A 23,891-nucleotide genomic window follows, 5' to 3' on the forward strand; every position below is an offset into this window, starting at 1 on the left:
TCGCAGCAGCCGTGCCCGGGACGGTCCGACGTTGCCCGGGGACGGTCGGCAGGAATCCTCGCCGAGGCCGGGCGATGCACGAGGATCGACGCCATGGACACGGACACCCTGGCGTCGACCCCCCGGCTGACCCTCCGCCTGCATCGCGAGGACGATCTGGAGCGACTCCTCGCGATCCACTCACGACCGGACGTCTCGCGGTACCTCCTGGAGGAGCCCTGGACGATCGAGTCCGGACGGGCACAGCTCGATCGGCGCCTGGCTCGGACGGACCTCGCCGAGCCCGTCGGAGCACTCGCCCTCGTCGTCGAACGGGAGGGCCGGCTCATCGGCACGGTGGCGCTGTGGCGCACCGAGTCCGAACCCCGCACGCTCGAGGTCGGATGGACGCTCGATCCCGACCACGGAGGCCGGGGCTTCGCGGGCGAGGCGGTCGCGGCCGCGCTGCGGCTCGCGTTCGCCCGGGACGACGTCCATCGCGTGACCGCGCAGATGGACGGCCGCAACACGGCCTCCGCCCGACTCGCGGCCCGGGTCGGCATGCGGCAGGAGGCGCACCACCGGCAGGACTTCTGGAGCAAGGGCGAATGGACCGACACCCTCGTCTTCGCGATGCTCGCCGACGAGTTCCCCGGGTGACACGTCGGCCCCGGGGGGACGTCGACGGGCAGACTCGTGCCGAGGAGTCCACCGCGACGGAACGGAGACGGGCATGTTCATGAGGCGCGGCGGATCGACCGAAGGATGGGCGCTCATCGGGTTCGGAGTCGTCGCCTGCCTGTTCTCGGCGCTCGCCCTGTCCGGCGCGTTCGGTTCGGTGCCGGACGGCGGTCGCGCGGGGACGTTGGCCTACCTGGGCATCCCCGTGGGCATCGCGGCGATCGTCGTCGGCATCGTCGGCCTCCGTCGCGACGACCATCGCGCCGGGGACTGACCCCGCGCCTCCGTCGGCGGGCATTCCGGGACCGCCCGGGTTGCAGGTGCCGCAGCGTCATGTGGTCTGCTCGAAGCACGTCCCGTGTCGTCCCGCGTCGAAAGGCCCGTCATGCATGCCATCCCGGTTCCGCCCCGTCAGGTCCTGATCGGCGACGCCGCGGCGTTCGTCGGCGTGACTCCCCGGGCGATCCGCCACTACCACCAGATGGGCCTGCTCCCCGAGCGCGAGCGGGGCACCGACGGCCGACGGCGGTACGGCTACGCGGAGATCATCCGGCTGCTGTGGATCCGCCGGATGGCCGACGCCGGGATCGCCCTCGACGACATCCGTGACGCCTTCACCGGGGCCGCGCCGGGCGCGGACACCGGCGTGACCGAGACCACGGACGAGGTCGCCGGCGTCCTCGCCCGACTGGAGGACACCCTCGCCGCGCAGGAGGACGAGCTACGCCGGAAGAGGGAGTCGGTCCGGCGCATGCGGATGCTCGGCAGCCGCCTGGGGCTTCTCGACGAGATCGTCTCCACCCGGCTCGAGGCCGCGCCCGAGGGCTCGCTGCGGCAGGACGACCTCGACACGCTGCTGGTCACCGAGCGCATCTTCGGCCCGCTGGGTGCCGTCCTCCAGGCGAGCCGATTCCTCGTGCTGGCCCTGCACCCCGAGCTGCGTGCCGAGTCCGACCGCGTCGACGCCGCCGAGGAGGCGCTCGACGACTCGGTCGCCGTCGACGACCCCCGGGTGGCACGGGTGGCGGCCGAACGGCACGCCTTCGACATCAGGCTGCTGGGCCTGGTCGAGGAGTCGGGCCAGCGGGACGAGGACGACGCGATCTTCGACGCCTGGGACGATCGACACCCCACCGAGGGTGCCGAGGCGGCGCCGGCGCCCGAGACGGCGGCGGGCTCCCGCGCCAGGAGCGCGGCGGACGTCATCCGGAGCATGCCCTACGACTTCTCCCCCGCCCGCCTGCGCTGCATGGAACTGGCCCTCCACCTGGCGGTGGCCGAGACGCCCACGCCCTGAGCGGTCCCGCGAGCCCTTGACCTGTCTTGCACCGCAAGGTAGCTTGTGACGCATGACAGCAGACGTGGGGGCGCAACTGCGCAAGGGGGTCGTCGAGTACTGCATCCTCGGACTGCTCGACCGTGAGCCCATGTACGGCTGGCAGCTCTCCGAGCAGCTCGTCGAGGCGGGGCTCGTCGCGAGCATCGGGACGCTCTACCCCATCCTCGGTCGCCTCCGGGCCCAAGGCCTGGCGACCGCCTTCGACCAGCCGTCCGCGACGGGGCCCGTCCGCAAGTACTACCGGCTCACACCCCTCGGGCGCGACCAGCTCGGTGCCTTCCGCCTCCAGTGGGCTCCGTTCACCGCCTCGGTACACCGACTCATCGGAGAAGACACCCGTGACTGACACCACACCCGAGATCACCACCGCCTACCTCGCGCAGCTCGACACCGAGCTCGACCAACTCCCGGCAGACCTGCACCGGGACATCGTCACCGGCATCCGGGAGGAGCTCCAGGGTCTCGACGCCGAGGCCGCGGCCGCGCGCATCCGGCAGCTCGGCGACCCGGCCTTCATCGCCGCCGGGGCGCGCGCCGAGACCGTCGGCGAGGCTCCTCCCACCAGCCCGGACGCGCCTCCTCCCGGTCGGACGTTCTCGATCGTCGCGGTCGTCGTCCTGATCGTCGGCTCGTTCCTGGTGCCGGTCGTCGGTGCGATCGCCGGCCTCCTCTTCGTCAGCCAGGCAAGAGCCTGGAGCCGACGGGAGAAGGCGGCCTCGTGGCTCGCCACCGTGGGTGTGGTCCTCCTCGCCCTCGCGGCCTCGACGGTGATGGCCTCGGCGGGTCTCGGCGGCACCCACCTCGTCGTCCTGGTCGCCTACCTCGTGTTCCCCGTGGTCGGCGTCGTGCTGGCCGTCCGCGCACAGCGCCGGGGCTGGCACGCCTGACGCGAGCTCCTGCTCGTCGCGGGACGACCTCCGAGCCGTGCGCCCGTCGGCCGTTCCCCTACCGGGAGCGCGGGAGACGCTCGTCGAGCAGCGTCGCCAGCCGGTCGAGGTCACCACGCACGAGACGGACATCGGACTCGACGTCCGCTTCCGACATCCCGTCCCGGCGGAAGAGGGTGAAGACGGCCTCGCTCCCCTGGTCGTTGGCCACGACGCGGAAGGGGTTGCTCACGACCGTCCCGTCCGGCAGGGTCACGTCGTGGTCGAGGATGCCGAGCTCCACCGGCCCGGTGAACGCGACCTCGACGACCCCCATGGGTGAGTCCGTGAACCACCGCCCCTCGTCGTGACGGATGCCGGCGCTCAGACCGGCCGCCCACGCGGGCAGGTTCTCCGGGTCGCCGGCGACGCTCGAGACGGCGGTGACGTCGTGGTCGAACGCACGTGAGATGTGGACGGCGGGCCAGGTCATGCCGGGAAGCTAGCAGCGTTCCGCCCGACGAGCGACCCTCACGACGCCGCGTCAGCCTCGGCGGCGCGCACCTCGTCGGTAGCCGAGCCCTGCCGCCAGGCCGAGCAGGCCGACGACGAGGACGACCGCGCCCACGAGAGTCGCGGTCGAGAACACGTGCACGCCGTCAGCGGTGAAGGTCGTGTCCGACACGGGGGCGTACGCGAACCATCCGAAGGACACGGGCCTCGCCGACGCGACGACGAGCACGACGACGCCCACGACGGACGCCGCCAGACCGCCACCCAGGACGAGGCGGGAGACCGGGCCGGCACGTTGTGTCATGCCCGGACCATAGCGTGCGCGGTAGGCGGTCGCCAGCGCTCCGATCGAGGCGTAGCCTGCCCCCGTGGACCTCGGAGACCCGACCGCCTGGTGACCGGCGTCGCGCCGGTCCCTGCGCACCCTCCAGACGTGGAGCCCCGCGGGCTAGGCCAGACGTGGCGCCCCGCGGGCTAGGCGCGACTCGGCGGTCTCGCCGCCCTCGTCCTCGACGGCTCGGGACGGTCGGTGGCCCAGTCGACGTGCGTGCCGGTCACGCCGGGCAGGTGGGTCGCCGGGTCGTGATCGGGCTCTGCTTCGGGGTAGAGGCCCCGGCCCGACGACGCACTGGCGTAGAGCGCTGCGAGCCAGGTGGGGTTGATCTCGACCGTGCGGCTGCCGGCGAACTTGAACCGGAGGCTGATCTGGGGCGAGAGCCAGACGGTCGACCGGCCGTCGCCGGTCTCGATCGGTTCCTTCCACGAGAACATGAACGACTCGTTCTGGCGGAACTTGTTCACGATGACGATCTGGAGGTGGGCGAGGAGACGGTCCTCGACCTTGAACTCGAGGACGTCGCCGTCGTAGACGATGTATCCCATGGCTGCTCCGAGACGGAGAACGCCCGACGGTGCTGACAGCAGGGTCTGGGCTGTGGTGGTGTGCGGATCTCACTGCGCACTGCGCCGGCCGTCTTCGCGACGCCACACGTGGTGACGAGACCACATCGGTGATGCGTCCGCTCGGCTCTCCTCGAGACCTGACACTAGACCGCCGACGAGGAAGGGCGACAGGGTCCCGACCCGAACGGGACCCTGTCGCCGGCAGCTCGCACCGGACCCGACCGGTGCCAGCGCACGCCTTGAGGACCTGAACCACCCTCAAGACATGCCCAGCCTGCGCCTGCGCCCGGGATGCACGACAGATCTGGACTTAAGGCGAACGCTTTGATACCAGCGGGCGCGGTGGGCGTTGCGGCAGCGTCGACGTCCCCGAGCACGACGCCGGGCACGAGGGATCTCCTCGAGAGCCTGGCCGCCCGCGCCTCCTGACCCCGGGTGATCCAGGAGCGGCGTCACACGGAGTCCGCTTCGTCTCTACTGTTCATCCCGAGGACGAGACTCGTTCCCGCGAAAGGAACGAGCGATGAGCGAACGACGTCGGCGAGAACTGGGCGAGTCGGACGAACCCCTCGAGGACGAACTCGACGAATCGTTCGACGCGACGGTGGAAGAAGGCGCCGAACGCCTGCACCGCACGCTCCGCACCACGCTCATCACGGGCTTCTTCGGAGGACTCGAGGTCGGCCTGGGGATCATGGCGATGCTCGCCGTGCTGACCGAGACGGGCAGCCACCTGCTCGCGGGCCTGGCGTTCAGCATCGGGTTCCTCGCCCTGCTCCTGGCGCACTCGGAGCTCTTCACCGAGAACTTCCTCCTGCCGATCGCCGCACTCGCGGCGAAGGAGGGCACGTTCCTGCAACTCCTCAAGCTCTGGGGCGCCACGTTGGTCGCCAACCTCGCCGGCGGGTGGATCTTCATGTGGCTCGTCGTCCAGGCCTTCCCCGAATGGCACACGACCCTCGACGAGTCGGCTCACCACTTCGTGGACGCTCCGTTCTCCCTGCAGACCGTGATCCTGGCCGTCCTGGGTGGCAGCACGATCACGCTGATGACCCGCATGCAGCACGGAACCACCTCCGAGCCCGCGAAGATCGCGGCTGCCGTCGCCGGGGCGTTCCTCCTGGCCGGTCTGCAGCTGTTCCACTCGATCCTCGACTCGCTCCTCATCTTCGGGGCCATCCAGGCGGGCAGCGACGTCAGCTACGCCCAGTGGGCGGGGTGGTTCGGCTACACGTTGCTCTTCAACATCCTCGGCGGGCTCGTCCTCGTCACCTCCCTGAGGCTGCTCCGCACGAAGGAGCTCTTCTCGAAGGCGCGGGACGAGAACGAGTAGGAGGCGCAGGAGCGGTTACCCCCCGGCCAGACCTGGTCGTCGCACCAGACCGTGACGCCACGCTCGACCGTCGCCGCACCTCCTTGAATGATCGCGGCACTCGACGTACGGTGAAAGTGCCGATGACGTCGAGGGAGCGAGCATGGACGAGGACGCGGAACAGCCGAGAGGTCGGCTCCGACTGCAACGGCCGACGTTTCGAGGGTCCTCCGTCGGCTGGGGCATCGGAGCGGTATTCTGGCTCGTCTGCGCGGTCCAGGCTCTGGTCGGGGTGGTGCAGGACGGAGGCACGTCCGTCGTCAGCGCCCTGCTCCTGGTCGGACTGACCGCCCTGGCGGTGGTCTGCGTCATCGGCACGGTGGCGACGATCCGGCATCCCCGTCCGGCGCCTCCCGCCACGGACGCCTGACCGGGGCCGCTCGTCGGCGGTGGACCGGCGGATGCCCCTGGTCAGCCGATGAACCCCGTTTGCGACGATGAACCCCGATCTTTCGGGGTTCATCGTCGTGAACGGGGTTCATCGGGCCGCCGGCGAGCGGCGCACCGGGCGCCGCCGCACCGGTCAACGCGCGGCGAGCGCCTCGACCGGGGTGACCGACGTGGCACGGCGGGCCGGGACGAGGGCGGCGACCCCGGCCAGCACGGCGGCCGTCACGGCCAGGCCGAGCAGCAACGGGACGGGCAGCGTCGGCGCGATCAGCAGGCCCTGGTTCGCCGAACCGAGCAGCGCCTGGGCTCCGGCCCAGCCGTAGACGACGCCGAGGACGACCCCGACGACGATCGCCGTCAGCGCCATCTGCGTCGCCTCGAGCAGGATCATGCGGCGCACCTGATCCGCGGTCGAGCCGATCGCGCGCAGCAGACCCAGCTCGCGCCTCCGTTGCAGGACGCTCAGCGACATGTCGTTGACCATGCCGACGGCGGCGATCACGGCCGAGAAGCCGACGAGGGCGGCGACGATCAGCAGCGTCGTGGTGAACACCTGGTCGAGCTCGGCGGCGTACGACGGGTCCTGTTCGATCGAGTAGATGAAGCTGCGCAGCGTCTCGAGCGCGACCGACAGGGTCGTGACCAGGGTCACGCCGATCACGATGCCGATCGTGGCGCGCGTGCTGCGCTCGGGCTGACGCACCGCGTTCTCGGCGGCGAGGCGGGCCACCTGGCTCGTGCCGAAGGTCCGGCCGACGGCGCTCAGCACGGCGGGCATCAGCGCGTGGGCTCCGACGACGACCCCGGTGAACGACAGCACGCCACCGAAGAACGCGATCAGCACGCCCATCGCGTCGACCAGCCCGACCACGACCCCGACGACGAGCAGCAGACCACCGCCGACGACGAGGAGGGCGGCGACGACCGTCCGCACGATGCGACGGCTCCGGCCCTCGACGGGGGCGTCCTGCGCGGCGTCGGTCGCCTGCAGCGGCGTCACCTGCAGCACGCGACGCGAGCCGACCCAGGCCGCGGCGACCGTGGTCGCCACCACGGCCACCGCCGGGACGAGACCGCCCACCGAGAAGTAGGAGTACGCGAGGTCGGGCAACTGTCCGCGACCGACGAGCACCCGCACGGCGACGACGACGAGGGCGAGCCCCACGAGCGTCCCGAGCACGGCCCCGGCGACGCCGACCACGAGACCCTCGCGGGCGACGGCCCGACGCTGGTCCCGTGCGGACGAGCCGAGCAGGCGCATCAGGGCGATCGTCGGCGTCCGGCCGGCGACCACGGTGGCGAAGGTGTTGGCCGTGACGATCGCCCCGACGTAGAGCGCGAGGCCGACGAAGACCGCCGCGACGAAGCCGAGCATCGTCGAGACCGTGCCGCTCGCGGCGACCGCGGCGTCCGAGGCGACGATCTGCTCGAGCACGTGGGTGACGCCGAGCAGGCCGACGCCGAAGGTCGTGCCGAGAGCGGCCACGAGGATGCTCGGACGGTGCTCGAGCAGCTGGTCGCGGGCGCTCACGCGACACGCTCCAGGTCGAGCATGACGCCCGAGATCTCGGCCGCACTGCTGCGGTCGATCTCGTGCACGATGCGACCGTCGGCGAGGAACACCACGCGGTCGGCGTAGCTCGCCGCGACCGGGTCGTGGGTGACCATCGCGATGCTCTGGCCGTGGTCCGTCGACGCGGTGCGCAGCACGTCGAGCACGTCGCGGCCGGCCTTCGAGTCGAGGTTGCCGGTGGGCTCGTCGGCGAAGATCAGGTCGGGCCGGGTCGCCAGGGCCCGGGCGATCGCGACGCGCTGCTGCTGCCCGCCCGACAGCTGGTGGGGCCGGTGCGTCAGCCGGGCACCGAGGCCGAGCGTGGCGACGAGCCAGTCGATCCAGGCGCGCTCGTCGGCCGTGGCCCGACGCCCGTCGAGACGGAACGGCAACTCGATGTTGGCCGACACGTCGAGGGTGGGCACGAGGTTGAACGCCTGGAAGACGAAGCCGATGCGGCGACGACGCAGCAGCGTCAGCTCGGTGTCGTCGAGGCCCGTGATGTCGGTGTCGCCGAGCAGCACCCGGCCCGAGGTGGCCGAGTCGAGACCGGCGGTGATGTGCATCAGGGTCGACTTGCCCGAGCCGCTCGGGCCCATGACGGCCGTGAACCGGCCGGCCGGCAGGTCGAGCGAGACGTCGCGCAGCGCGTCGACGCGGCCGTCGCCCTGGCCGAAGGACTTCGTGACGTTCCGGACGCGGGCGACGGGGACCGCGCCTCCTCGGGTCGGGTCGTCCGTACGGGGAGACGGGACGGGCTGGGGCTGGGGAGTGGGGGTCATCGTGATCTTCCTGTGCGGGTCGTGGTCGGTGGTGAGGTCAGTGGCGCAGCGTCGAGTTGACGTCGTCGCCGGGCACCGCGTCGACGGTGGTCCAGCTGGCCCAACGCCCGTCGACCTCGGCGACGACGCGGCCGTCGCCACAGCTGACGAGACCCGAGGTCGGCAACGGCTCGGGCAGCGTCGCGGGGTCGAGGGCCGGGCCGCCGAGGTCGCCGTCGACGGGGGTGCAGGCGGCGAGGTCGGGGCCGGTCTCGGAGGTGAACGAGAGTTCGTAGCCGGGCTCCTGCGTGTCGAGGCGCACGTCGACGTCGCGGGCGTCGCTCGGCACCCAGGCCGGCAGGAACCAGGCGACGTCGGTCGAGTCGGCCGTGCTCGGGGCGTCGGCGGCGGTGTCGAAGTGGCGCTGCTGCACCTGCTCCGCGCCAAGTGCGCTCTTCGCCGCGTCGACGGTCCCCGAGCACCCCGTGAGCGTGACGACGGCGAGCGCGGCGACGCCGAGACCGGCCGCGAGGGCGCCGCGGCGGAGGGTGGTGGGGGACGAGGAGGCGCGGGTCGCGATGGTCGCGGAGGTCGTGTCGTTCATGTCTACGATCCTCGCCGCGGGGCCCGGTACCGGAACATCACGTGCACCCACGGACCCGCGCGGGGGTTATCCCCCGGTGGCCCCCACTCCGTCCACAGCGGGAGTCGGTCGTACCGGTCGGTGTCGTAGGGTCGAGAGCAGGTCCGGCACGCAGACGTCCGGACGGACGACGGACGGGGCACTCCCCTCCGGGAACGAGGGGGACATCGTGACCGACCACCGAGGCCTCGGCCAGGGCGACACCGGCGCGGGGGCGACCTCGGTCGAACCACGGATCGCCCTCACGGCGACGCCGTTCGTCACCGCGATCGCCCTCTCGCCGATCATCGCGATGGGCCTCGTGGTGGTGACCATGCGGCGCGCCCTCGAACTGGCCGTCCCGGGCCGGACGGGCGTCGACGCCGGTGACCTGGGCGTCGTGCAGATCGCCTCGTTCGTGCTCTGGATCGGCATCGTGTTGCTCGCCTGGCTCGACCACCGTACGCTGCGCTCCCGCGGACTGGAGCGACCCTTCTCCTGGGCGTGGGCCCTGCTCGGCCCGCTCGTCTACCTGATCGGCCGCAGCGTCGTCGTGCGCCGCCGGGTCGGTGGCAGCGCCGCTCCGCTCTGGCTCTACCTCGGGCTGACCGTTCTCGGCTCCATCATCGCCGTGATCGTCGTCGTCTCGTCCGGGGTGCCGACGCCGTGAGCGTCGTGGAGGTCAGCACCGTCGTCGTCGTCGGCCTGATCGTCGCCGTCGGCGTCGTGGCCGCCGTCGGCGTCGTCCGGCGCGGACGACGTGACCGGGCGATCGCCGCCCGCCTCGACGCCACCGACCCCGGGGCCGGGGTCCGTGCCCAGGCCGAGGCGGAACGCCGACACGAGGCCCCTCGAGGCGAGGCGGGCGGCATGTCCCGTTCGGCCGGCGGCAAGAACTCGGCCTGACCCGCGTCGAGCTGGGAACACGATCGCCGACGGACGCGTACTGTCACACGGGTCGAAGGCGTTTTCTTGCGTCTTCATTGGCCGGTGTTGCTTGCATCCCTGCCCGTGAAGCTCATGCGACAACATCGGCATCTGGGGCACGGCTACGGACTCTTCCGCGGCCGTGCCCCTCTCTCGTGCCCGGGCGGGCCGCAGGTGCGGCCGACGCAAGGAGGCGCGGTGCGAGCCCCCTTCGCACCGCGCCTCCTTCATGGGCGCTTCATCGGAGGCGCAGGGCCGGCGCATCGGGACGGGCTCCAGGATGACGGTGATCCCATCCGAGGCGACCAGCCCCGAGCCGAGAGCGTGACCATGAGCGACCCCCGCCCGACCCGCATCCCCGAACCCGACCGCACGCCCGAGGGCCCTGCCTACGAGGGCCGACTGCTCGACCGCGTCGACGACGAGGTCGTCGACCAGGGCGTCGCCTTCGACCTGCGGACGCTCGTCTCGCGCCGCAGCGTGCTGGGCCTGATCGGGCTCGGGGCGGGCAGCGTCGTGCTCGCCGCCTGCACGTCGGCCACGGGGGCGGGCGGGACCGGCGCCTCCTCGACCGCCACGGCGTCGCCGAGCCCGAGCGCCTCCGCGGGCGCGGCCACCACGCTGCCGGCGGGCGAGATCCCCGACGAGACCGCCGGGCCCTACCCTGGCGACGGCTCGAACGGAGCCGACGTGCTCGAGCGGTCGGGCATCGTGCGCAGCGACATCCGGTCGAGCCTCGACGGTGGCACCACCGCGGCGGGGGTGCCGATCACGCTGAGCATGACGGTGCTCGACATGGCGAACGGCGACGTGCCGTTCGCCGACGTCGCCGTCTACGTCTGGCACTGCGACGCGGCCGGCGGGTACTCGATGTACTCGGACGGCATCACGGGCGAGACCTACCTGCGCGGCGTGCAGGTCGCCGACGCCTCCGGCACCGTGACCTTCTCGTCGGTCTTCCCGGCCTGCTACTCGGGGCGATGGCCGCACGTCCACTTCGAGGTCTACCCCGACGTGGGGTCGATCACCGATTCGACGAACGCGATCGCGACGTCCCAGCTCGCCCTGCCCGCGGACGCGTGCCGGACCGTCTACGCGCTCTCGGACTACGACGGTTCGACGGCCAACCTCGGGCGGGTCAGCCTCGCCGACGACAACGTCTTCAGCGACGACAGCGGGGCACTCCAGCTGCCGACGGTGACGGGCGACGCGACGTCGGGCTACGCACTGGCGCTGACCGTCCGCGTCGACACGGGCACGACACCCACCGCCGGCGCCGCACCCGGTGGCGGCGGCGCCCCGGCTCGCGCTGAGCCGCCGAGACCCCATGGCGACGGAAGGAGGCGCGGTGCGAGACCTCCTCGCACCGCGCCTCCTCGGGTCGTCGCCTACTGGTAGACGCGCACGTAGTCGACCTTCATCTGCTGCGGCAGCGGGGTGCTGCCGTCGGGGTAGCCGGGCCAGGCACCTCCGACCGCGACGTTGAGGATGATGAAGAAGGGCTTGTCGAAGACCCACGGGTCACCGCCCGTGCTGGCCGGCGTGACCTGGTGGTAGACCTGCCCGTCGACCGACCAGGTGATCGAGCCGGGTGCCCAGTCGACCGCGAAGGTGTGGAAGTCGTCGGCGATCGACCACCCCTGCGGGTGCTGCCACGTGCTGGTCAGGCCCTCACCGCCCGAGTAGCCGGGGCCGTGCACGGTGCCGTGCACGCGGTGCGGCTCGAAGCCGACGTTCTCCATGATGTCGATCTCGCCCGCGCTCGGCCAGGCGTTCGTGGGCAGGTCGGCCCCGAGCATCCAGAAGGCCGGCCAGATGCCCTGGCCGCGCGGGATCTGGATGCGCGCCTCGACCCGGCCGTACTGCGCCGTGTACTTGTCCTGCGTGGTCAGCCGGGCCGAGGTGTACGACCCGTCGCCCTCGCGCTTCGCGGTGATCACGAGGTTGCCGTTGCCGTCCAGGGCCGAGTTCGACCGCGAGTTCGTGTAGTTCTGCAGCTCGCCGTTGCCCCAGCCGCCCCCACCGGTCTCGAGGTTCCAGACCGAGGGGTCGGGGGCGCTGCCCGCGCCGCCGTCGAACTCCTGGGACCAGACGATCGCCTGCTGGGCGGAGGTCTCGGCCGAGGCCGGGGCGGGCGTGGCGGCGACCGTGGTCGCGGCGAGCGCCGCGGCGGCGGCCAGACCGACGCCGGTCAGGGTGCGACGCGTCAGGGTGCGACGGGTCAGGGTGCGTGTCGTCAGGTGCTGGTCGGTCCTCATCATGTCTCCGCTCGTCGTCGTGCGTCGGTTCGTGTCCGTGCGTCGGTTCGTGTCCGTGAGTCGGTTCGTGTCGTCAGGGCGTCCGGTCACGGGTACGTCACCACCCGGCTCGGGACGGTGTTGCCCGCGGGCGTCGGCACCGAGTCGCCGACGCCGTTGATGACGCTCGAGATCGTGCCGACGTCACCGAGCGAGACCGTGAAGACGCCGTGGGCCTTCACGCCCGGCACCCGGGGCACCTCGAAGGCCTGCGCCAGGCGCACCTGCGGGTTGGCGTTGAAGAACGAGTACACGCCGCCACCCCAGATCTCGTGGCTCGTCACGCCGTCCGCGACCTTGTACGCCGCCCAGCCCTCACCGGTCGGGCTCTGCCACGAGGCGTTGTCGGGCACGTCGTACGGCAGCTCGTTCTGGAAGAACACCGTGCGGCCGCGCTCGCCGTTCCACACCACCTGGTACTGCTGGTAGTGCTCGACGAACAGGCCGGTGGCCAGGACGTCGTCGCCGTTCACCTCGACGCCGGTCGCGCCGCGGTTGACCGTCCAGCCCGTGGGGGCGCCGCCGTGGTCGGCACGCCAGGCCCAGATGTGGTCGATGATCGTGTCGTCCGAGTTCACCTGCAACGTGGTGGTCGCGTTGCCCTGGATGCTCGAGCCGACGCGGAAGTACACGTCCTGCACGCTCTGCGGGTTCGCCGCGTGGTCGACGTGCGAGCCCGTCGTGCCGAGTCGCATCAGCTGGTCGCTGTTCTGCGTGCCGGCGTCGACGACGAGCCCCGAGACGTTCACCCCGGCGACGTCGGCCGTGGTCAGCACCGCGTCGCCGCTGGTCGGGACGAGCGTCGGGAACCCGATGCCCGTGACGACGGTGTCGGCCCGCGTGACCTCGATCGCCTGGTCGAGCTGATAGGTGCCCGGCGTGAAGAACAGGTTCAGGCCCTGCGCCAGGGCACCGTTGATCGTCGCGGCCGAGTCGCCCGGGTGCGCGACGAAGAAGTCGCGCATCGGCAGGTCGGTGCCGGGGGTGCCCGGCCAGGTGACCCCGGCCGAGTCCCGCTGCAGCGCGGGGACGAACACGTGGTAGTCCCCCGCGTCGTCGACGTAGAGGTACGGCTTCTCGCGCGTGACCGGGGTCGTGGCGAGGGTCGTGTAGCTCTTCGAGAAGTCGTTCGCGGGCGCGCCCTGCACACCCGAGAAGGTCATGTTCCAGTTGCCGCCCTGCCACGAACCGAGGGTCGAGTCGCGCGTGTACCACTGCTGCTGCGACCCCGAGCTGACGGTGCCGTCGACCTTGCTGTCGGCGATGTAGCCGCCCGACGAGTAGCCCTGTCCGCCGTCCTGGTTCGACGGCCCCATCGTCAGGTCGCCCCTGATGTGGACGCGACGCATGGGTGCCGCCTGCGACACGGCCCAGCGGTCGACGCCCGACTCCGGCTCGACGGCGAGGTTCTCGACCGACCGCCAGAAGTTCTGGGTGGCGTTCTTCTCGTCGCCGGCGTTCCACCCGGAGTCGACGTTGACCGCACCCCGGATCGTGACGTCGTCGGGGTCCTTGCCGAGCCCCTGCAGCGCCGTGTAGAAGCCCAGGTTCGCGAAGACCCGGCCGTAGGTGCCGGGCTCGAACAGGAAGGCGTGGCGCTGGCCGCCGAACTGCGCCGTCGGGTTGCGCAGCTGCGCGTCGAAGGCCGCGTCGATGTCGGCCTGGATCGTCGAGGCCGGCACGCTCGGGTCGTACACGGTCACGTTCGGGCCGAATTCCGGCCGGTCGCTGGTGGTCACGGTCGGTGCCGACTGCGCGGCGAGCGCGGGCACCACCGCCCCCACGACGCTCGCGGCGACCCCCGCCGCGATCAGAGTCCTCATCCGTCTGTGCATGATCTTCTCGTCTCCGGTGGCGTCTTTGCCACCCGATCCGGACGCTACGCCCGCCTCCACGACGAAACAAGACCCCCCTGTCCAGTACGCGAACGGGGGGGTGCGGGAAAAGTGCGGAGACTGCAGGAGGCGCGGTGCCGGTCACGCCGGCACCGCGCCTCCTCGGGTCCTGCGGTCAGAGCACCTGGTCGAGGAAGGTCTTCAGCCGGTCGGTGCGCGGGTGGTCGAAGAGCTGGGCCGGCGGCCCGGCCTCGACGACGACGCCACGGTCCATGAAGACGACCTGGTCGGCGGCCTCGCGGGCGAAGCCCATCTCGTGGGTGACGACGACCATGGTCATGCCCGCGCCGGCCAGGCCCTTCATCAGGGCGAGCACGCCCTTGACCAGCTCGGGGTCGAGGGCCGAGGTGGCCTCGTCGAAGAGCATGACCTCGGGGCCGAGCGCCAGGGCCCGGGCGATGGCGACGCGCTGCTTCTGGCCTCCCGAGAGGGACGCGGGCCGTACGTCGGCCTTCTCGGCGAGCCCGACCTCGGTGAGGCGCTCGAGCGCGACCCGTCGGGCCTCGGCCGCCGACACCCGACGCACCCGGCGGAGCGGCAGCACGATGTTGTCGAGCACCGTCCGGTGCGGGAACAGGTTGAAGTGCTGGAACACCATGCCGACCCGACGACGCAGCGCGTCCTCGGAGCCGTGCAGCACGTCCGTCCCGTCGAGCAGCACCTCGCCGCCCGAGGGCTCCTCGAGGCGGTTGATGCAGCGCAACACCGTCGACTTGCCCGACCCCGAGGGGCCGATGATGCAGGTCGTCGAACCGGCGGGCACCACGAGGTCGATGCCGTGCAGCACCCGGGTGGCGCCGAAGTCCTTGGTCAGGCCCCGGATCTCGAGGTCGCCGGCGGTCTGGACCGAGGGCACGGCAGGAGGCGCGGTGAGGGTGGTCATCGAGGGGCTCCAGACGTGGCGGGGGCGAGGGGTTCGGTGGTGGCGGCCGAGGCGGTGGCGGCCGAGGTGGCGGGGGCGGCCGTGGCGACCGCTCCCGCCGAGGTCGGCGGGGAGGCCGGTGGCACCGTGCCCGACGGGCGCCTCCCGAACGAGCGGCCCTCGCGCAGCCGGCGGTCGATGACGTTGACCAGGTGCGTCAACGGCACCGTGATGATCAGGTAGAACACGCCCGCCAGCACGAGCGGCGAGAGGTTGCCGTTGGTGATGGCCGCGTCCTGCCCGATGCGGAACAGCTCGCGCTGCGACGTGATCAGGCCGAGGAAGTACACGAGCGACGAGTCCTTGACGATCGCGATGAACTGGTTCACCAGCGACGGGAGCACCTGGCGGATGCCCTGCGGGATCACGACGAGCCGCATCGAGTCGCCGTGGCTCATGCCGAGCGCCCGGGACGCCTCGAGCTGGCCGCGGTCGACCGCGAGGATGCCGGCCCGGAAGATCTCGCCGATGTACGCGCTGGCGATCAGGCTGAGGGCGAGGATGCCCAGCGGGTACGGGTTCCCCCGCGTGAACAGGTTGAACAGCGGGGACAGGCCCGTGCCGATCAGCAGGATCGTGAGGATGGCCGGGAGGCCGCGGAACACGTCGGTATAGATGCGGCTGAGCACGCGCGGCAGGCGATGGCGGCTCGTGCCCATCACCGCGAGCAGCAGCCCGACCACGATGCCGATCGCCGTGGCGCAGAGGGCCAGCAGCAGCGTGTTCCACACCCCGTAGGCGAGCATGTCGGGCAGCGTGCGCAGCATCGCCTCGCCGTCGAAGAAGCTGCGGCCGATGTTGGCCAGCGCGTCGGAGAAGTTCACGGTCGCCCCCTGCTCACTCGCTCGGCTGGAACTCGTCGGGCACGGGCTGGTCCGGGAAGAACTCCTGGTCGATCTCGAGCCAGGTGCCGTCGGCGACGATGTCGGCGACAGCACCGTCCACGGCCGTCTTCAGTGCGTCGTTGCCCTTCGCGATCGGGAAGCCCACCGGGAACTCCGGCACGGCGACGTTGATCGCGATGGTCTGCGAGCCGTTCGACGCCGCCGCGTACTCCTCGGCCACGGGGAAGTCGAGGAAGTGCGCGTCGATGGTGCCCGAGCCCAGCGCGGCGACGGCGCTGTTGTTGTCGGGGAAGCGCACGAGCTCGGCACCGGTGAAGTTCTCCTGCGCGTAGCTGTCCTGGATCGTGCCCTGGACGATGCCGAGGCGCTTGCCGTCGAGCGAGGACTCGTCGTCGGTGATGCCCGAGCCGTCGGCGGCCAGGACCGAGATGTACCCGATGAAGTAGTGGTCGCTGAAGTCGACCGTCTTCTCGCGTTCTTCGGTGTCGCTGATGGACGCGGCCGCCATGTCGAGTTGCCCGTTGGCGACGGCGGGCAGCAGGGCCGAGAACTCCTGCGTGACGAACTCGGTCTTCAGCCCGAGGCGCTTCGCGACCTCCTTCGCCATCTCGACGTCGAAGCCCTGCAGCTCGCCGTCCTCGGTGTAGGCGTAGGGCTTCGTGTCGCCGGTCGTGCCGATCCGCAACGTGCCGGCCGAGACGGTGTCCAGCTCGTTCGAGGCGCCGGCTTCGGAGCCGCCCGACGAGCAGGCGGTCAGGGCGAGGCCGAGGGCGGCGACCGCGGCGAGGGCGGCCGTGAGGCGGGTGGTCGTTCGTCTGGTCATGGTTCTCTCCTGTCAGGGCGGTGCGAGGGGAGTGCGGGGTGGGTTCGGGAGGCGCGGGTCGGGTCGATCAGGACGGCACGGCCAGGCGGTCGACCGTGTCGGTGGCGGCCGCAGCCGTGTGGTCGTCCTCGTCGAGCCAGGACGTGCCGTCGTAGCCGCGGTCGGGGCTCATGAAGTCGATGTCGGTGAACGGTTCCTCGTCGACGGCCAGCTGCGCGAGCAGCTCCCCGATCGCGGGGGCGTGCTTGAAGCCGTGGCCGCTGTCGCCGCCGGCGACCACGACGCGGGGGTCGCCGCCGGGGTGGCCGATGACGAACTGCCGGTCGGGCGAGTTCGTCACCATGCAGGCGATCGCCTTGGCGGGGGTCGGGTCGAGCCCCGGGAAGGCCCGGGCCACGGCTGCCGAGAGCATGCCGTAGTCCGCCGCGGGGTGGATGTACCGGTCCACGGTGTCGGCCTCGGCGTCCTCGAAGGCACCGCCCGAGTCCTCGAGGCCGATCTTGACGGCGTAGCCGTCACCGTCGCCCCGGTCGGCGCCGTGGCCCCAGAGGGTGGTGCCGTCGGGCAGCTGGCGGATGAACACCGGGAAGGCCGCGAGGTCGAAGTCGCCGCCCGGTGCCGTCGCCTCGGGGGTCGTGCCCTCGAACCAGAAGAGCGGGGTGCGGCGGGCGACGAGGGGATGGTCGACGAACTGCGGGGTCCAGGCACCGAGCGTCACGACCACGCGGGCGGCCCGCAGCACGCGTCCCCCGGCCGTGACCTCGACTCCCCCGTCGACGGGGTCGATCGCCGTCACCCGGGTGTCGGTCAGCACGGTCGCGCCGAGCGACCGGGCCACCTCGACGGCGGCCCGCACGCCCTTCTCGGGGTAGCTGATGCCGGCGGCGGGGTCCCACACGCCGATGTCGTCGGGGCCGAAGCCGGCGTACTGCGGGAACCGCGCGACGAGTTCGTCGTGCTCGAAGACCGTCGACTCGAGCCCGGCCTCGTGGACGGCACGCAGGGTGCCGGCGACGACGTGGCCGTCGCGGGGGCCGACCATGACGCCGCCGGTCTGACGCAGGAGGGTCTGACCGGTGCGCTCGCCGAGGTCGCACCAGAGGTCGCGGGCGCGGGTCGCGATCGGGGCGAGCCCCGGGTGCTCCATGCAGGCGATGCGGAACAGCCGGGTCGCGCCGTGGGTCGAGCCCATCGGGTGGCCAATGCCGAAGCGCTCGACGCCGATCACGCGCCGTCCCCGCTCGGCGAGGCGCCAGAGCGCCTGTGCCCCCCAGGCGCCGAGCCCGACGACGATGACGTCGGCGTCGAGGGACGGGTCGGTGGGTCCTGGTACCGAGGAGGCGGTGGTGGCGTCGTTCATGGCCCCTGTCTATTGCGTCGGCACTTGCGCCCTCAAATACCAAAAAGGGATGATCTGATACGCGCTGCATATGAGGCGCGACCGACGAGAGGCCCGTCATGGAGATCCGAGAACTCACCTACTTCATGGCGGTCGCCGACGACCTGTCGTTCACGAAGGCCGCCGCGCGGTTGCAGATGAGCCAGCCGCCGCTCAGCCAGGCCATCTCACGACTCGAGGCGAAGCTCGGCACGCGGTTGTTCGAGCGGCAGGCGCGGACGGCCCCCCGACTGACCCCCGCGGGCGAACTGCTGAAGCGCGAAGGCAAGCGCATCCTGCACCAGATCGAGCAGACCGAGTCGCTGCTCGACTCGGTCGTGGCCGACGTCCAACCGCTGCGGGTGGGCAGCATCAGCTCGGTGCTCGCCGGCCTGCTGCCGACCGTGGTGCGGGCGTTCTCCGCGTCGCACCCGGGTGCCCGGGTGCTCGTCGAGGAGAGCGAGGAGCAGGCGATCCTGTCCGACCTCGTCCGCGGGTCGGTCGACCTGGGGTTCACGCGCGTCCGGTCGATCGACGACCGGTTCGAGGTCGAGCAGCTGGCTCTCGAGCCGCTGGTCGTGGCCCTGCCCGACACCCACCGCCTGGCCGGCGAGACCTCGGTGCCGCTCGGCGAACTGGCCGAGGACGACTTCATCATGTTCAACCGCGAGGACGCACCCCAGGCCTACGACCGCATCGTCATGTCGTGCGTCCGCGCCGGGTTCAACCCCCGCATCCCCATCCACGCGGTCAACGACCTCTCGATGCTGAGCACGGTCGCCTGCGGCCTCGGCGTCTCGCTCATGCCCTACCTCTCGTCGTACATCCCGATCCCCGGCGTCCGCTTCGTCACCATCGCCGAGGACTGGGCGCGGACGGCCCTGTCGATGCTCTGGCTCTCCGGCCGGCCGAACCCGATGACGACGGCCTTCACGGCGCAGATCCGGACCGAGCTCACCGTGATGCGCGACCGCGACCTGCGGGCCGGGCGCATCACCCTCGAGTTGATCGGCGGTTGAACCGACGACGCGAGCACGACTTGGGGCACGTCGCGTCCCGTGTCAAGCCCGGTGCGCATCCTCCCCGGGCCGGAGAGGATGGAGCATCTCCTGCCAGTGCTTCACGGGCGGCACGGTCTCGTCACACGGCCGTGTCGGCGGAGACCGATGCGACGATCGTCGCGTCGCGGGGCCGCTACCCGCCCTAGGGGTCGCGGCCCCTCACAGGCCTGCGGCCTAGTGTGACGACCAGTGCCCGCCGCGGCCGACCATCGTGTCTCCAGACCTCGGACACGACGAGACCGGGCGTACAACCGCTACCAAGAGATCAGAGGTCCATCCCATGCCCGTGACGACGCTCTACACACGTCAACAAGCCATCCGCCTGTCGTCCGAGAGCGACGTCGACGCCCTGAAGGGACGGATCGTCGCCGCATCCGGCGGAGCGCCGGCGTTCGTCGACGTCGAGACGGCGTCGGGCAGCCACGTGTCCGTCCTGGTCACCGGTCGGACCGAGATCTGGTTCGAGACGGTCGACCGTGTCGACGAGCCGTCGGCAGCCTCCGTCGCGGAGCTCCCCGACTTCGACTACTACGCCGCCGAGTCGGCGTAGTCGTCCGGCTCTCGCCGGATCTCGGCCACGCTGAGCTGCGACGACGCGGTGATCAGCACCTCGACGGCCTTCAGCGTGCCGGCCCCCTCGTTGACGGTCAGCCAGAACGGCTCGCCGCCGGTCGCGGTCGCCAGGACGCGGGCCTTGAGGTCCTGGAGCGACGTGTTCGACAGGGTGTACGCATGGCCGTCGTAGACGATGTCGATGCGGTTCATCAGGTGGCCTTACTGGCGGGCACGGAGGGCTCGGGCACGATCTGCAGACCCGCATTCGTGTTGGCACTGACCTCGAGGGCGTGGATCCATGCAGGGTTGATGGCCGGGCTGCGCGAGCCATAGTACTTGTACACCAGTGGGATGGTCGGGTGCAGCCAGATGCTCGTGCGGCCGTCTCCGACCTGATGGTCGTCCTTCCACGAGAAGTAGAACGATTCACCGCGACGCATCTTCATGCCGATGACGATCTGGAGATGGGCGAGGGTGCGGTCGTCAAAATCGATGGTCAACGAGCGGTCGTAAGCGAGTTTGCCCATGTCTGGCCTTCTGCGAGAGCGGAGCGACCAGGGCCCAGACGGCCGCTCGACGCACGGGTCGATGGACGACCGATGCGACCAGACGCTACACGACATCTGTCCCCCGACACCGACCCTTTCAACCCGATAATCCTCTCTCCCACAAAACTGACGACAGGTCAACCCTCTTCACCAGAACGGGGGGTCTTCATAGATTGGAGACCGATCCCCGGGCCAGCGGAGGTCGGTCACCCCGGGAGGAAAGTCGGTCATGAGCACCTACGAAACCAATCCGTTCGCTCGACCCGCGGTGATCCACACGTACCCCAAACCCGGCATTTCTCGAGCACACCGCGTGAGCATCGGCCTGACCGGCATCGACCGGAGCAGCAGTGCGTACCGACTGCCCGCCTACGAGGACTTCTTCCTGCCCCGTCCCGCCCACGACGGCAGGTCCTCGCGAGGGAGCACCCGGTGAAGCACATGACCTTCGCCGACAAGTCGTTCCTGCTCGGCGACGAGACGGCCGTCACGGTCCTCGAGTACGCCGCGGCGTTGGCCCACCACCACGACGCGGACGACGTCGAACTCGCGGCGATCAGCTCGGACGGTGACGAGGTGCGAGCCATCCTGTTGCTCGGCGGGGGTGCACCGCTGATGGCCGAGAGTGCCCACACCGAGTTGCCCGAGCCCGACAACGCCGATGCGCTCGCCTACATGAAGCGGCGCCTCGACGCGTTGCGGCACGCACCGTCGGCCAACCCTCTGGACCCGGAGACGCACGTCGACAGCGCGTACCCCGAACCCGACCTGACCCAGAGTTGATCGAGACGGATCGACGCGGTCGAGGCGCTGAGTCGTGCGCCGATCGGTGATTCGTTGTCACGGCCCTTCCTCGACCTCTTCCCCGTCTCCGGGGTCTCGATCGCCACCGTGGGCCCCGTCCTCGGCAGCGAGACCCTGACGGCGACGGACGACACCGCCCTGCGGCTCGACGAGCTGCAGTTCGACCTCGGCGAGGGCCCGTGCTGGGACGCCATGCGCACCGGCAGCCCGGTGCTGGTGTCCGACGCGCGTGCGTCGTCCAGTGCCGTCTGGCCCACGTTCGGCCCCGCGATCGTCGACCTCGACGTCCAGGCGATGTTCGTGTTCCCCGTCCGGGTGGGCCCCCTGTAGCTGGGTGCCATCGACCTGTACAGCGACCGGCCGGACGAGATGCCGGGCGAGGCCGTGATGCGGGCCCAGATCCTGGCCCGAGCCGTCAGTCGGGCCGTCCTGCGCCACACGCTCGAACGGGAGCGACGCGACAACAACCTCGAAGTCGAGCCCGTCGGGGCGCACTCGCGACGCATCGTGCACCAGGCCACGGGACGCATCCTCGTCCAGGCCCGGGTGTCGGCCGACGATGCGCACCTCCTCTTGCAGGGCTACGCGTTCTCGACCGGGGCCCGCGTGATCGACGTGGCCACCGACATCCTCCGTGGGCGGTTGACGTTCTCGGCCTCAGAACACGGAATCGAGGAACACCGCAATGAGTAACACCGACCGGGAGACCCATCTCGTCGACGTCTTCACCACCCTGGCCGACACCCTCGTCGCCGATTACGACGTCGTCGAACTGCTGCAGACGCTGGTCGACACCACGGTCGACCTGTTCGACGTGAGCGCCGCGGGCATCCTTCTTGCCGAGGCCGACGGAGCGCTCGACGTCGTGGCCTCGACCAGCGAGGCGTCGTACCTGATCGAGGTCATGCAGCTGGACTCCGAAGAGGGCCCCTGCTTCGACTGCTACGTCACCGGCGCCTCCGTCAGCGTGCCCGACCTCGGCACCGTGCCCGACCGGTGGCTGCCGTTCGCCCGGGCCGCGTCCGAGCACGGCTTCGCCTCGGTGTTCGCGATCCCCCTCCGACTCAGGGCCGAGACGATCGGCACGCTCAACCTCCTGCGTCGAGAGACCGGCGACCTGAACCCCCGTGACATCCGCGCCGCCCAGGCGCTGGCGGACGTCGCCACGATCGGCATCCTGCACGAGCGCACGGTGCGCGAGGGCGACGTCGTGCAGCGACAGTTGCAGACCGCCCTCGGCACGCGCGTCGTCATCGAGCAGGCCAAGGGCGTCGTGTCCGAGACCCGCCGCGTCAGCACCGACGCCGCCTTCGACGTACTCCGGCGCCATGCTCGTGACCACAACGCCCGCTTGGCCGACGTCGCCCGGGACGTCGTCGAGCGCCGCCTCGAACTCTGACCTCCAACGCGAACCGGCCATGGCCGCCGGACCTGCTTAAGCGATGACGACCAACTTTGTCCAGCCCCTTCTCAGGGGGCGACGTGACTGCGAGTCTGTTCACCGAGCCCGTCGCGGGCCGGCCTGAACCCGGCTCGCGAGGGGTGGCCGATCGGTTCCCGAAGACCATCGGCCCGTGAGTGCCCTCCAACGATCACCCGTTTCGACGGAGGGCACTCACCATCAGACCGCGGCCGCCGCCCGCGCGACGTAGCCCTCGACGAGCCGCTCGCTGGCGGCCTCCGTATCGGGCACCGTGGCGCGGTCGACCGTGAGCCGGGCCCAGTCGTCACCCAGCACGAGGTCGGTGACGCACTCCGTCGCCGAGCAGGACCGGTACGCCCGGTCACCGTCCGCGAGCCCGGGCACGCTCACGGCCGTGTCGGGGTCGAGCAGACCGAACTCGATGCGCTGCTCAAGGGCCCAGGCGCCTCCGGCCAGGACGCTCTCGCTGCTGTAGGGCGTCGTGTCGTCGAGGATCGAGCACGACGTGGCGACCGCCCGACTCCAGGCCGCGGCGTAGACCGACCAGCCACCGCCCGGGGTCAACACGAACAGGTCGTCACCCGCGCCGAGGGCCTCGCGCTCGAGCGCGGCGTCGGCCACGCAGGACCAGGGCCGGGCCGGCCCGCCGAGCGGCCAGGGGTCGTCCACCACGTCGGCCGACGAGACGACCTCGGTCACCTCGGCGACGACCGGTGCGAAGCGCTGCTCGGACGTGGCCTCGACGGACGGCGCGAACTCCGTCGCGATGATCGACACCCAGCTGTCGCCGACCAGCTGGTCGAAGGTGCAGCCCCGGAAGGTCTCGTCGCCGAAGCACCGGCCGTCGGGGTCGTCGCCGTAGATCTCGACGAACCGCGGCCACGTGTCACCGGCGTGCGGGAGAACCTGCACGAGCAGGCCGCTGTAGCCGCCGCCCCCGGTCGGGTTGTTCTTGCCGTCCGACGACCCTCCGTCGTTCCACGTGCACGAGAGCCCACCTTCTTGGGCGATCGCGTAGTCCGAGGGCCTGACGGAGTCGCGGTCGTAGTAGTCCCGCGGAGTCCATGACGCGTCGAAGGCACCGGCGGTCTCGGCGGACAACAGACCTGCGCAGTCCACCCCGAGTTCGGTGACCGGCGAGTCGGCGACCGGTGTCGCCGTCGCCGTCGCCGTCGGCCCGGAGGCCACCGGCGTCGACGGCTCCGGGTCGTCACCGCCCGCACCGCCACTCGTGCACGCCACCAACAGCATCGTCGTCGCGAACATCGACGCGAACGCCGCCCCGACCCGTTTCGTCGTCGTCCCCATGCCCCGACGCTACCGAGCAGAGGAGGCGCGGGCCGTCTCGATCGCGCAACGGTCGTACCCGGTCGCCGCGGGACGGGGGACAACGGCATCACGGTCTCGTCACGACGAGGCCCGCAGCCGACTCCGC

Annotated in this window: 32 protein-coding genes; 17 read left to right on the forward strand and 15 right to left on the reverse strand. The window is 71.1% G+C overall.

Annotated features, from left to right (window positions below; all coding sequences use genetic code 11):
* Nucleotides 1–93: 93 nt before the first annotated feature.
* The 5 genes from OVA02_RS16605 (at nucleotide 94) to OVA02_RS16625 (ending at nucleotide 2,886) form a co-directional block, all read left to right on the forward strand.
* Nucleotides 94–639, forward strand: coding sequence for a GNAT family N-acetyltransferase (locus OVA02_RS16605; RefSeq protein WP_267658859.1), 546 nt, complete (start codon nucleotides 94–96; stop codon nucleotides 637–639).
* 73 nt (nucleotides 640–712) lie between these two features.
* A complete protein-coding gene (locus tag OVA02_RS16610; protein ID WP_056047020.1) occupies nucleotides 713–934 on the forward strand; it encodes a hypothetical protein in 222 nt (73 codons plus the stop codon).
* A gap of 111 nt (nucleotides 935–1,045) precedes the next feature.
* Nucleotides 1,046–1,957 carry a MerR family transcriptional regulator gene (locus tag OVA02_RS16615; protein WP_267658860.1) on the forward strand — a complete coding sequence of 304 codons (912 nt, stop codon included), beginning with the start codon at nucleotides 1,046–1,048 and terminating at the stop codon, nucleotides 1,955–1,957.
* A 52-nt stretch (nucleotides 1,958–2,009) separates the two neighbouring features.
* Nucleotides 2,010–2,345 (forward strand): PadR family transcriptional regulator, encoded by a 336-nt coding sequence (locus OVA02_RS16620; RefSeq protein ID WP_056047026.1) that lies wholly within the window; start codon nucleotides 2,010–2,012, stop codon nucleotides 2,343–2,345.
* Nucleotides 2,338–2,886 (forward strand): HAAS signaling domain-containing protein, encoded by a 549-nt coding sequence (locus OVA02_RS16625; RefSeq protein WP_267658861.1) that lies wholly within the window; start codon nucleotides 2,338–2,340, stop codon nucleotides 2,884–2,886. The genes OVA02_RS16620 and OVA02_RS16625 overlap by 8 nt, the downstream gene beginning before the upstream one ends.
* Before the next feature lie 58 nt (nucleotides 2,887–2,944).
* Here OVA02_RS16625 and OVA02_RS16630 read toward each other — a convergent pair whose 3' ends face one another.
* The 3 genes from OVA02_RS16630 to OVA02_RS16640 all read right to left on the reverse strand — a co-directional run bounded on the left by OVA02_RS16630 (nucleotide 2,945) and on the right by OVA02_RS16640 (nucleotide 4,260).
* Nucleotides 2,945–3,358: an SRPBCC family protein gene (locus OVA02_RS16630; RefSeq protein WP_267658862.1), complete on the reverse strand. Its 414-nt coding sequence runs from the start codon at nucleotides 3,356–3,358 to the stop codon at nucleotides 2,945–2,947.
* A gap of 51 nt (nucleotides 3,359–3,409) precedes the next feature.
* Entirely contained in the window at nucleotides 3,410–3,682 is a 273-nt protein-coding gene (locus OVA02_RS16635; RefSeq protein WP_267658863.1) for a hypothetical protein, read from the reverse strand.
* Nucleotides 3,683–3,852: 170 nt separating this feature from the next.
* On the reverse strand, nucleotides 3,853–4,260 hold the full coding sequence (locus OVA02_RS16640) for an ATP-dependent DNA ligase (protein WP_192124281.1): 408 nt from the start codon (nucleotides 4,258–4,260) through the stop codon (nucleotides 3,853–3,855).
* Nucleotides 4,261–4,804: 544 nt separating this feature from the next.
* Here OVA02_RS16640 and OVA02_RS16645 point away from each other — a divergent pair.
* On the forward strand, nucleotides 4,805–5,614 hold the full coding sequence (locus OVA02_RS16645; RefSeq protein ID WP_159825328.1) for a formate/nitrite transporter family protein: 810 nt from the start codon (nucleotides 4,805–4,807) through the stop codon (nucleotides 5,612–5,614).
* Between the two features lie 142 nt (nucleotides 5,615–5,756).
* Nucleotides 5,757–6,023: a hypothetical protein gene (locus tag OVA02_RS16650; protein ID WP_267658864.1), complete on the forward strand. Its 267-nt coding sequence runs from the start codon at nucleotides 5,757–5,759 to the stop codon at nucleotides 6,021–6,023.
* 153 nt (nucleotides 6,024–6,176) lie between these two features.
* Here OVA02_RS16650 and OVA02_RS16655 read toward each other — a convergent pair whose 3' ends face one another.
* The 3 genes from OVA02_RS16655 to OVA02_RS16665 are packed head-to-tail and all read right to left on the reverse strand — an operon-like array spanning nucleotide 6,177 to nucleotide 8,960.
* Nucleotides 6,177–7,574, reverse strand: a complete 1,398-nt coding sequence (locus tag OVA02_RS16655) for an ABC transporter permease (protein ID WP_267658865.1) — start codon at nucleotides 7,572–7,574, stop codon at nucleotides 6,177–6,179.
* Nucleotides 7,571–8,377 (reverse strand): ABC transporter ATP-binding protein, encoded by an 807-nt coding sequence (locus OVA02_RS16660; protein WP_082460365.1) that lies wholly within the window; start codon nucleotides 8,375–8,377, stop codon nucleotides 7,571–7,573. Before OVA02_RS16660 ends, OVA02_RS16655 begins: the two co-directional genes overlap by 4 nt.
* 37 nt (nucleotides 8,378–8,414) lie before the next feature.
* On the reverse strand, nucleotides 8,415–8,960 hold the full coding sequence (locus tag OVA02_RS16665; protein WP_056047046.1) for a hypothetical protein: 546 nt from the start codon (nucleotides 8,958–8,960) through the stop codon (nucleotides 8,415–8,417).
* Nucleotides 8,961–9,168: 208 nt separating this feature from the next.
* On the opposite strand from OVA02_RS16665, the gene OVA02_RS16670 reads away from it, so the two are divergent.
* The 3 genes from OVA02_RS16670 to OVA02_RS16680 all read left to right on the forward strand — a co-directional run bounded on the left by OVA02_RS16670 (nucleotide 9,169) and on the right by OVA02_RS16680 (nucleotide 11,303).
* Complete coding sequence (locus OVA02_RS16670; protein WP_056047049.1) at nucleotides 9,169–9,648, forward strand: hypothetical protein; 480 nt, start codon at nucleotides 9,169–9,171, stop codon at nucleotides 9,646–9,648.
* Nucleotides 9,645–9,884 (forward strand): hypothetical protein, encoded by a 240-nt coding sequence (locus tag OVA02_RS16675; RefSeq protein ID WP_056047051.1) that lies wholly within the window; start codon nucleotides 9,645–9,647, stop codon nucleotides 9,882–9,884. Before OVA02_RS16670 ends, OVA02_RS16675 begins: the two co-directional genes overlap by 4 nt.
* A gap of 351 nt (nucleotides 9,885–10,235) precedes the next feature.
* Nucleotides 10,236–11,303 (forward strand): intradiol ring-cleavage dioxygenase, encoded by a 1,068-nt coding sequence (locus OVA02_RS16680; RefSeq protein ID WP_267658866.1) that lies wholly within the window; start codon nucleotides 10,236–10,238, stop codon nucleotides 11,301–11,303.
* Here OVA02_RS16680 and OVA02_RS16685 read toward each other — a convergent pair.
* The 6 genes from OVA02_RS16685 to solA form a co-directional block, all read right to left on the reverse strand.
* Entirely contained in the window at nucleotides 11,294–12,166 is an 873-nt protein-coding gene (locus OVA02_RS16685) for a glycoside hydrolase family 16 protein (RefSeq protein ID WP_267658867.1), read from the reverse strand. The genes OVA02_RS16680 and OVA02_RS16685 overlap by 10 nt on opposite strands.
* A gap of 83 nt (nucleotides 12,167–12,249) precedes the next feature.
* Entirely contained in the window at nucleotides 12,250–14,025 is a 1,776-nt protein-coding gene (locus OVA02_RS16690; RefSeq protein ID WP_267658868.1) for a hypothetical protein, read from the reverse strand.
* Between the two features lie 187 nt (nucleotides 14,026–14,212).
* Complete coding sequence (locus OVA02_RS16695) at nucleotides 14,213–14,980, reverse strand: amino acid ABC transporter ATP-binding protein (RefSeq protein WP_159825338.1); 768 nt, start codon at nucleotides 14,978–14,980, stop codon at nucleotides 14,213–14,215.
* Complete coding sequence (locus OVA02_RS16700; protein WP_082460470.1) at nucleotides 14,977–15,786, reverse strand: amino acid ABC transporter permease; 810 nt, start codon at nucleotides 15,784–15,786, stop codon at nucleotides 14,977–14,979. Before OVA02_RS16700 ends, OVA02_RS16695 begins: the two co-directional genes overlap by 4 nt.
* A gap of 70 nt (nucleotides 15,787–15,856) precedes the next feature.
* On the reverse strand, nucleotides 15,857–16,687 hold the full coding sequence (locus OVA02_RS16705; RefSeq protein ID WP_267658869.1) for an ABC transporter substrate-binding protein: 831 nt from the start codon (nucleotides 16,685–16,687) through the stop codon (nucleotides 15,857–15,859).
* 67 nt (nucleotides 16,688–16,754) lie between these two features.
* A complete protein-coding gene (gene solA / locus OVA02_RS16710) occupies nucleotides 16,755–18,047 on the reverse strand; it encodes an N-methyl-L-tryptophan oxidase (protein ID WP_267658870.1) in 1,293 nt (430 codons plus the stop codon).
* Between the two features lie 98 nt (nucleotides 18,048–18,145).
* Between solA and OVA02_RS16715 the strand changes: the two genes are divergently transcribed.
* Entirely contained in the window at nucleotides 18,146–19,084 is a 939-nt protein-coding gene (locus OVA02_RS16715) for a LysR family transcriptional regulator (RefSeq protein WP_056047057.1), read from the forward strand.
* A 322-nt stretch (nucleotides 19,085–19,406) separates the two neighbouring features.
* Complete coding sequence (locus OVA02_RS16720) at nucleotides 19,407–19,676, forward strand: hypothetical protein (protein ID WP_267658871.1); 270 nt, start codon at nucleotides 19,407–19,409, stop codon at nucleotides 19,674–19,676.
* Here OVA02_RS16720 and OVA02_RS16725 read toward each other — a convergent pair.
* The gene (locus tag OVA02_RS16725; protein WP_192124265.1) at nucleotides 19,655–19,891 is read right to left on the reverse strand and encodes a hypothetical protein; all 237 of its coding nucleotides are present in this window, start codon (nucleotides 19,889–19,891) and stop codon (nucleotides 19,655–19,657) included. The genes OVA02_RS16720 and OVA02_RS16725 overlap by 22 nt on opposite strands.
* On the reverse strand, nucleotides 19,891–20,208 hold the full coding sequence (locus OVA02_RS16730) for an ATP-dependent DNA ligase (RefSeq protein ID WP_267658872.1): 318 nt from the start codon (nucleotides 20,206–20,208) through the stop codon (nucleotides 19,891–19,893). Before OVA02_RS16730 ends, OVA02_RS16725 begins: the two co-directional genes overlap by 1 nt.
* A gap of 250 nt (nucleotides 20,209–20,458) precedes the next feature.
* On the opposite strand from OVA02_RS16730, the gene OVA02_RS16735 reads away from it, so the two are divergent.
* The 5 genes from OVA02_RS16735 to OVA02_RS16755 are packed head-to-tail and all read left to right on the forward strand — an operon-like array spanning nucleotide 20,459 to nucleotide 22,432.
* Nucleotides 20,459–20,665, forward strand: coding sequence for a hypothetical protein (locus OVA02_RS16735; RefSeq protein WP_148053650.1), 207 nt, complete (start codon nucleotides 20,459–20,461; stop codon nucleotides 20,663–20,665).
* Nucleotides 20,662–21,012 carry a hypothetical protein gene (locus tag OVA02_RS16740; protein WP_056047067.1) on the forward strand — a complete coding sequence of 117 codons (351 nt, stop codon included), beginning with the start codon at nucleotides 20,662–20,664 and terminating at the stop codon, nucleotides 21,010–21,012. The genes OVA02_RS16735 and OVA02_RS16740 overlap by 4 nt, the downstream gene beginning before the upstream one ends.
* Before the next feature lie 54 nt (nucleotides 21,013–21,066).
* Nucleotides 21,067–21,363 (forward strand): GAF domain-containing protein, encoded by a 297-nt coding sequence (locus OVA02_RS16745; protein ID WP_267658873.1) that lies wholly within the window; start codon nucleotides 21,067–21,069, stop codon nucleotides 21,361–21,363.
* 57 nt (nucleotides 21,364–21,420) lie between these two features.
* Nucleotides 21,421–21,726: an ANTAR domain-containing protein gene (locus OVA02_RS16750; protein WP_267658874.1), complete on the forward strand. Its 306-nt coding sequence runs from the start codon at nucleotides 21,421–21,423 to the stop codon at nucleotides 21,724–21,726.
* Nucleotides 21,719–22,432, forward strand: coding sequence for a GAF and ANTAR domain-containing protein (locus OVA02_RS16755; protein ID WP_123570731.1), 714 nt, complete (start codon nucleotides 21,719–21,721; stop codon nucleotides 22,430–22,432). The genes OVA02_RS16750 and OVA02_RS16755 overlap by 8 nt, the downstream gene beginning before the upstream one ends.
* Before the next feature lie 222 nt (nucleotides 22,433–22,654).
* Here the strand turns inward: OVA02_RS16755 and OVA02_RS16760 are convergent, their stop codons facing one another.
* Entirely contained in the window at nucleotides 22,655–23,764 is a 1,110-nt protein-coding gene (locus tag OVA02_RS16760) for a hypothetical protein (protein ID WP_267658875.1), read from the reverse strand.
* Nucleotides 23,765–23,891: the final 127 nt, after the last annotated feature.

The sequence above is a fragment of the Frigoribacterium sp. SL97 genome (assembly GCF_026625765.1).
GTDB lineage: Bacteria > Actinomycetota > Actinomycetes > Actinomycetales > Microbacteriaceae > Frigoribacterium.

Excerpts from the sequence above, each read along its gene's own strand:
- OVA02_RS16680 (WP_267658866.1), top strand. The coding sequence starts at position 10,236 with ATGAGCGACCCCCGCCCGACCCGCATCCCCGAACCCGACCGCACGCCC.
- solA (WP_267658870.1), bottom strand. The coding sequence starts at position 18,047 with ATGAACGACGCCACCACCGCCTCCTCGGTACCAGGACCCACCGACCCG.
- OVA02_RS16720 (WP_267658871.1), top strand. The coding sequence starts at position 19,407 with ATGCCCGTGACGACGCTCTACACACGTCAACAAGCCATCCGCCTGTCG.
- OVA02_RS16620 (WP_056047026.1), top strand. The coding sequence starts at position 2,010 with ATGACAGCAGACGTGGGGGCGCAACTGCGCAAGGGGGTCGTCGAGTAC.
- OVA02_RS16715 (WP_056047057.1), top strand. The coding sequence starts at position 18,146 with ATGGAGATCCGAGAACTCACCTACTTCATGGCGGTCGCCGACGACCTG.
- OVA02_RS16650 (WP_267658864.1), top strand. The coding sequence starts at position 5,757 with ATGGACGAGGACGCGGAACAGCCGAGAGGTCGGCTCCGACTGCAACGG.
- OVA02_RS16730 (WP_267658872.1), bottom strand. The coding sequence starts at position 20,208 with ATGGGCAAACTCGCTTACGACCGCTCGTTGACCATCGATTTTGACGAC.
- OVA02_RS16685 (WP_267658867.1), bottom strand. The coding sequence starts at position 12,166 with ATGATGAGGACCGACCAGCACCTGACGACACGCACCCTGACCCGTCGC.
- OVA02_RS16665 (WP_056047046.1), bottom strand. The coding sequence starts at position 8,960 with ATGAACGACACGACCTCCGCGACCATCGCGACCCGCGCCTCCTCGTCC.
- OVA02_RS16700 (WP_082460470.1), bottom strand. The coding sequence starts at position 15,786 with ATGCTGCGCACGCTGCCCGACATGCTCGCCTACGGGGTGTGGAACACG.
- OVA02_RS16640 (WP_192124281.1), bottom strand. The coding sequence starts at position 4,260 with ATGGGATACATCGTCTACGACGGCGACGTCCTCGAGTTCAAGGTCGAG.
- OVA02_RS16610 (WP_056047020.1), top strand. The coding sequence starts at position 713 with ATGTTCATGAGGCGCGGCGGATCGACCGAAGGATGGGCGCTCATCGGG.
- OVA02_RS16755 (WP_123570731.1), top strand. The coding sequence starts at position 21,719 with ATGAGTAACACCGACCGGGAGACCCATCTCGTCGACGTCTTCACCACC.
- OVA02_RS16660 (WP_082460365.1), bottom strand. The coding sequence starts at position 8,377 with ATGACCCCCACTCCCCAGCCCCAGCCCGTCCCGTCTCCCCGTACGGAC.
- OVA02_RS16635 (WP_267658863.1), bottom strand. The coding sequence starts at position 3,682 with ATGACACAACGTGCCGGCCCGGTCTCCCGCCTCGTCCTGGGTGGCGGT.
- OVA02_RS16725 (WP_192124265.1), bottom strand. The coding sequence starts at position 19,891 with ATGAACCGCATCGACATCGTCTACGACGGCCATGCGTACACCCTGTCG.
- OVA02_RS16615 (WP_267658860.1), top strand. The coding sequence starts at position 1,046 with ATGCATGCCATCCCGGTTCCGCCCCGTCAGGTCCTGATCGGCGACGCC.
- OVA02_RS16705 (WP_267658869.1), bottom strand. The coding sequence starts at position 16,687 with ATGACCAGACGAACGACCACCCGCCTCACGGCCGCCCTCGCCGCGGTC.
- OVA02_RS16645 (WP_159825328.1), top strand. The coding sequence starts at position 4,805 with ATGAGCGAACGACGTCGGCGAGAACTGGGCGAGTCGGACGAACCCCTC.
- OVA02_RS16750 (WP_267658874.1), top strand. The coding sequence starts at position 21,421 with ATGCGGGCCCAGATCCTGGCCCGAGCCGTCAGTCGGGCCGTCCTGCGC.
- OVA02_RS16690 (WP_267658868.1), bottom strand. The coding sequence starts at position 14,025 with ATGAGGACTCTGATCGCGGCGGGGGTCGCCGCGAGCGTCGTGGGGGCG.
- OVA02_RS16605 (WP_267658859.1), top strand. The coding sequence starts at position 94 with ATGGACACGGACACCCTGGCGTCGACCCCCCGGCTGACCCTCCGCCTG.
- OVA02_RS16695 (WP_159825338.1), bottom strand. The coding sequence starts at position 14,980 with ATGACCACCCTCACCGCGCCTCCTGCCGTGCCCTCGGTCCAGACCGCC.
- OVA02_RS16630 (WP_267658862.1), bottom strand. The coding sequence starts at position 3,358 with ATGACCTGGCCCGCCGTCCACATCTCACGTGCGTTCGACCACGACGTC.
- OVA02_RS16735 (WP_148053650.1), top strand. The coding sequence starts at position 20,459 with ATGAGCACCTACGAAACCAATCCGTTCGCTCGACCCGCGGTGATCCAC.
- OVA02_RS16760 (WP_267658875.1), bottom strand. The coding sequence starts at position 23,764 with ATGGGGACGACGACGAAACGGGTCGGGGCGGCGTTCGCGTCGATGTTC.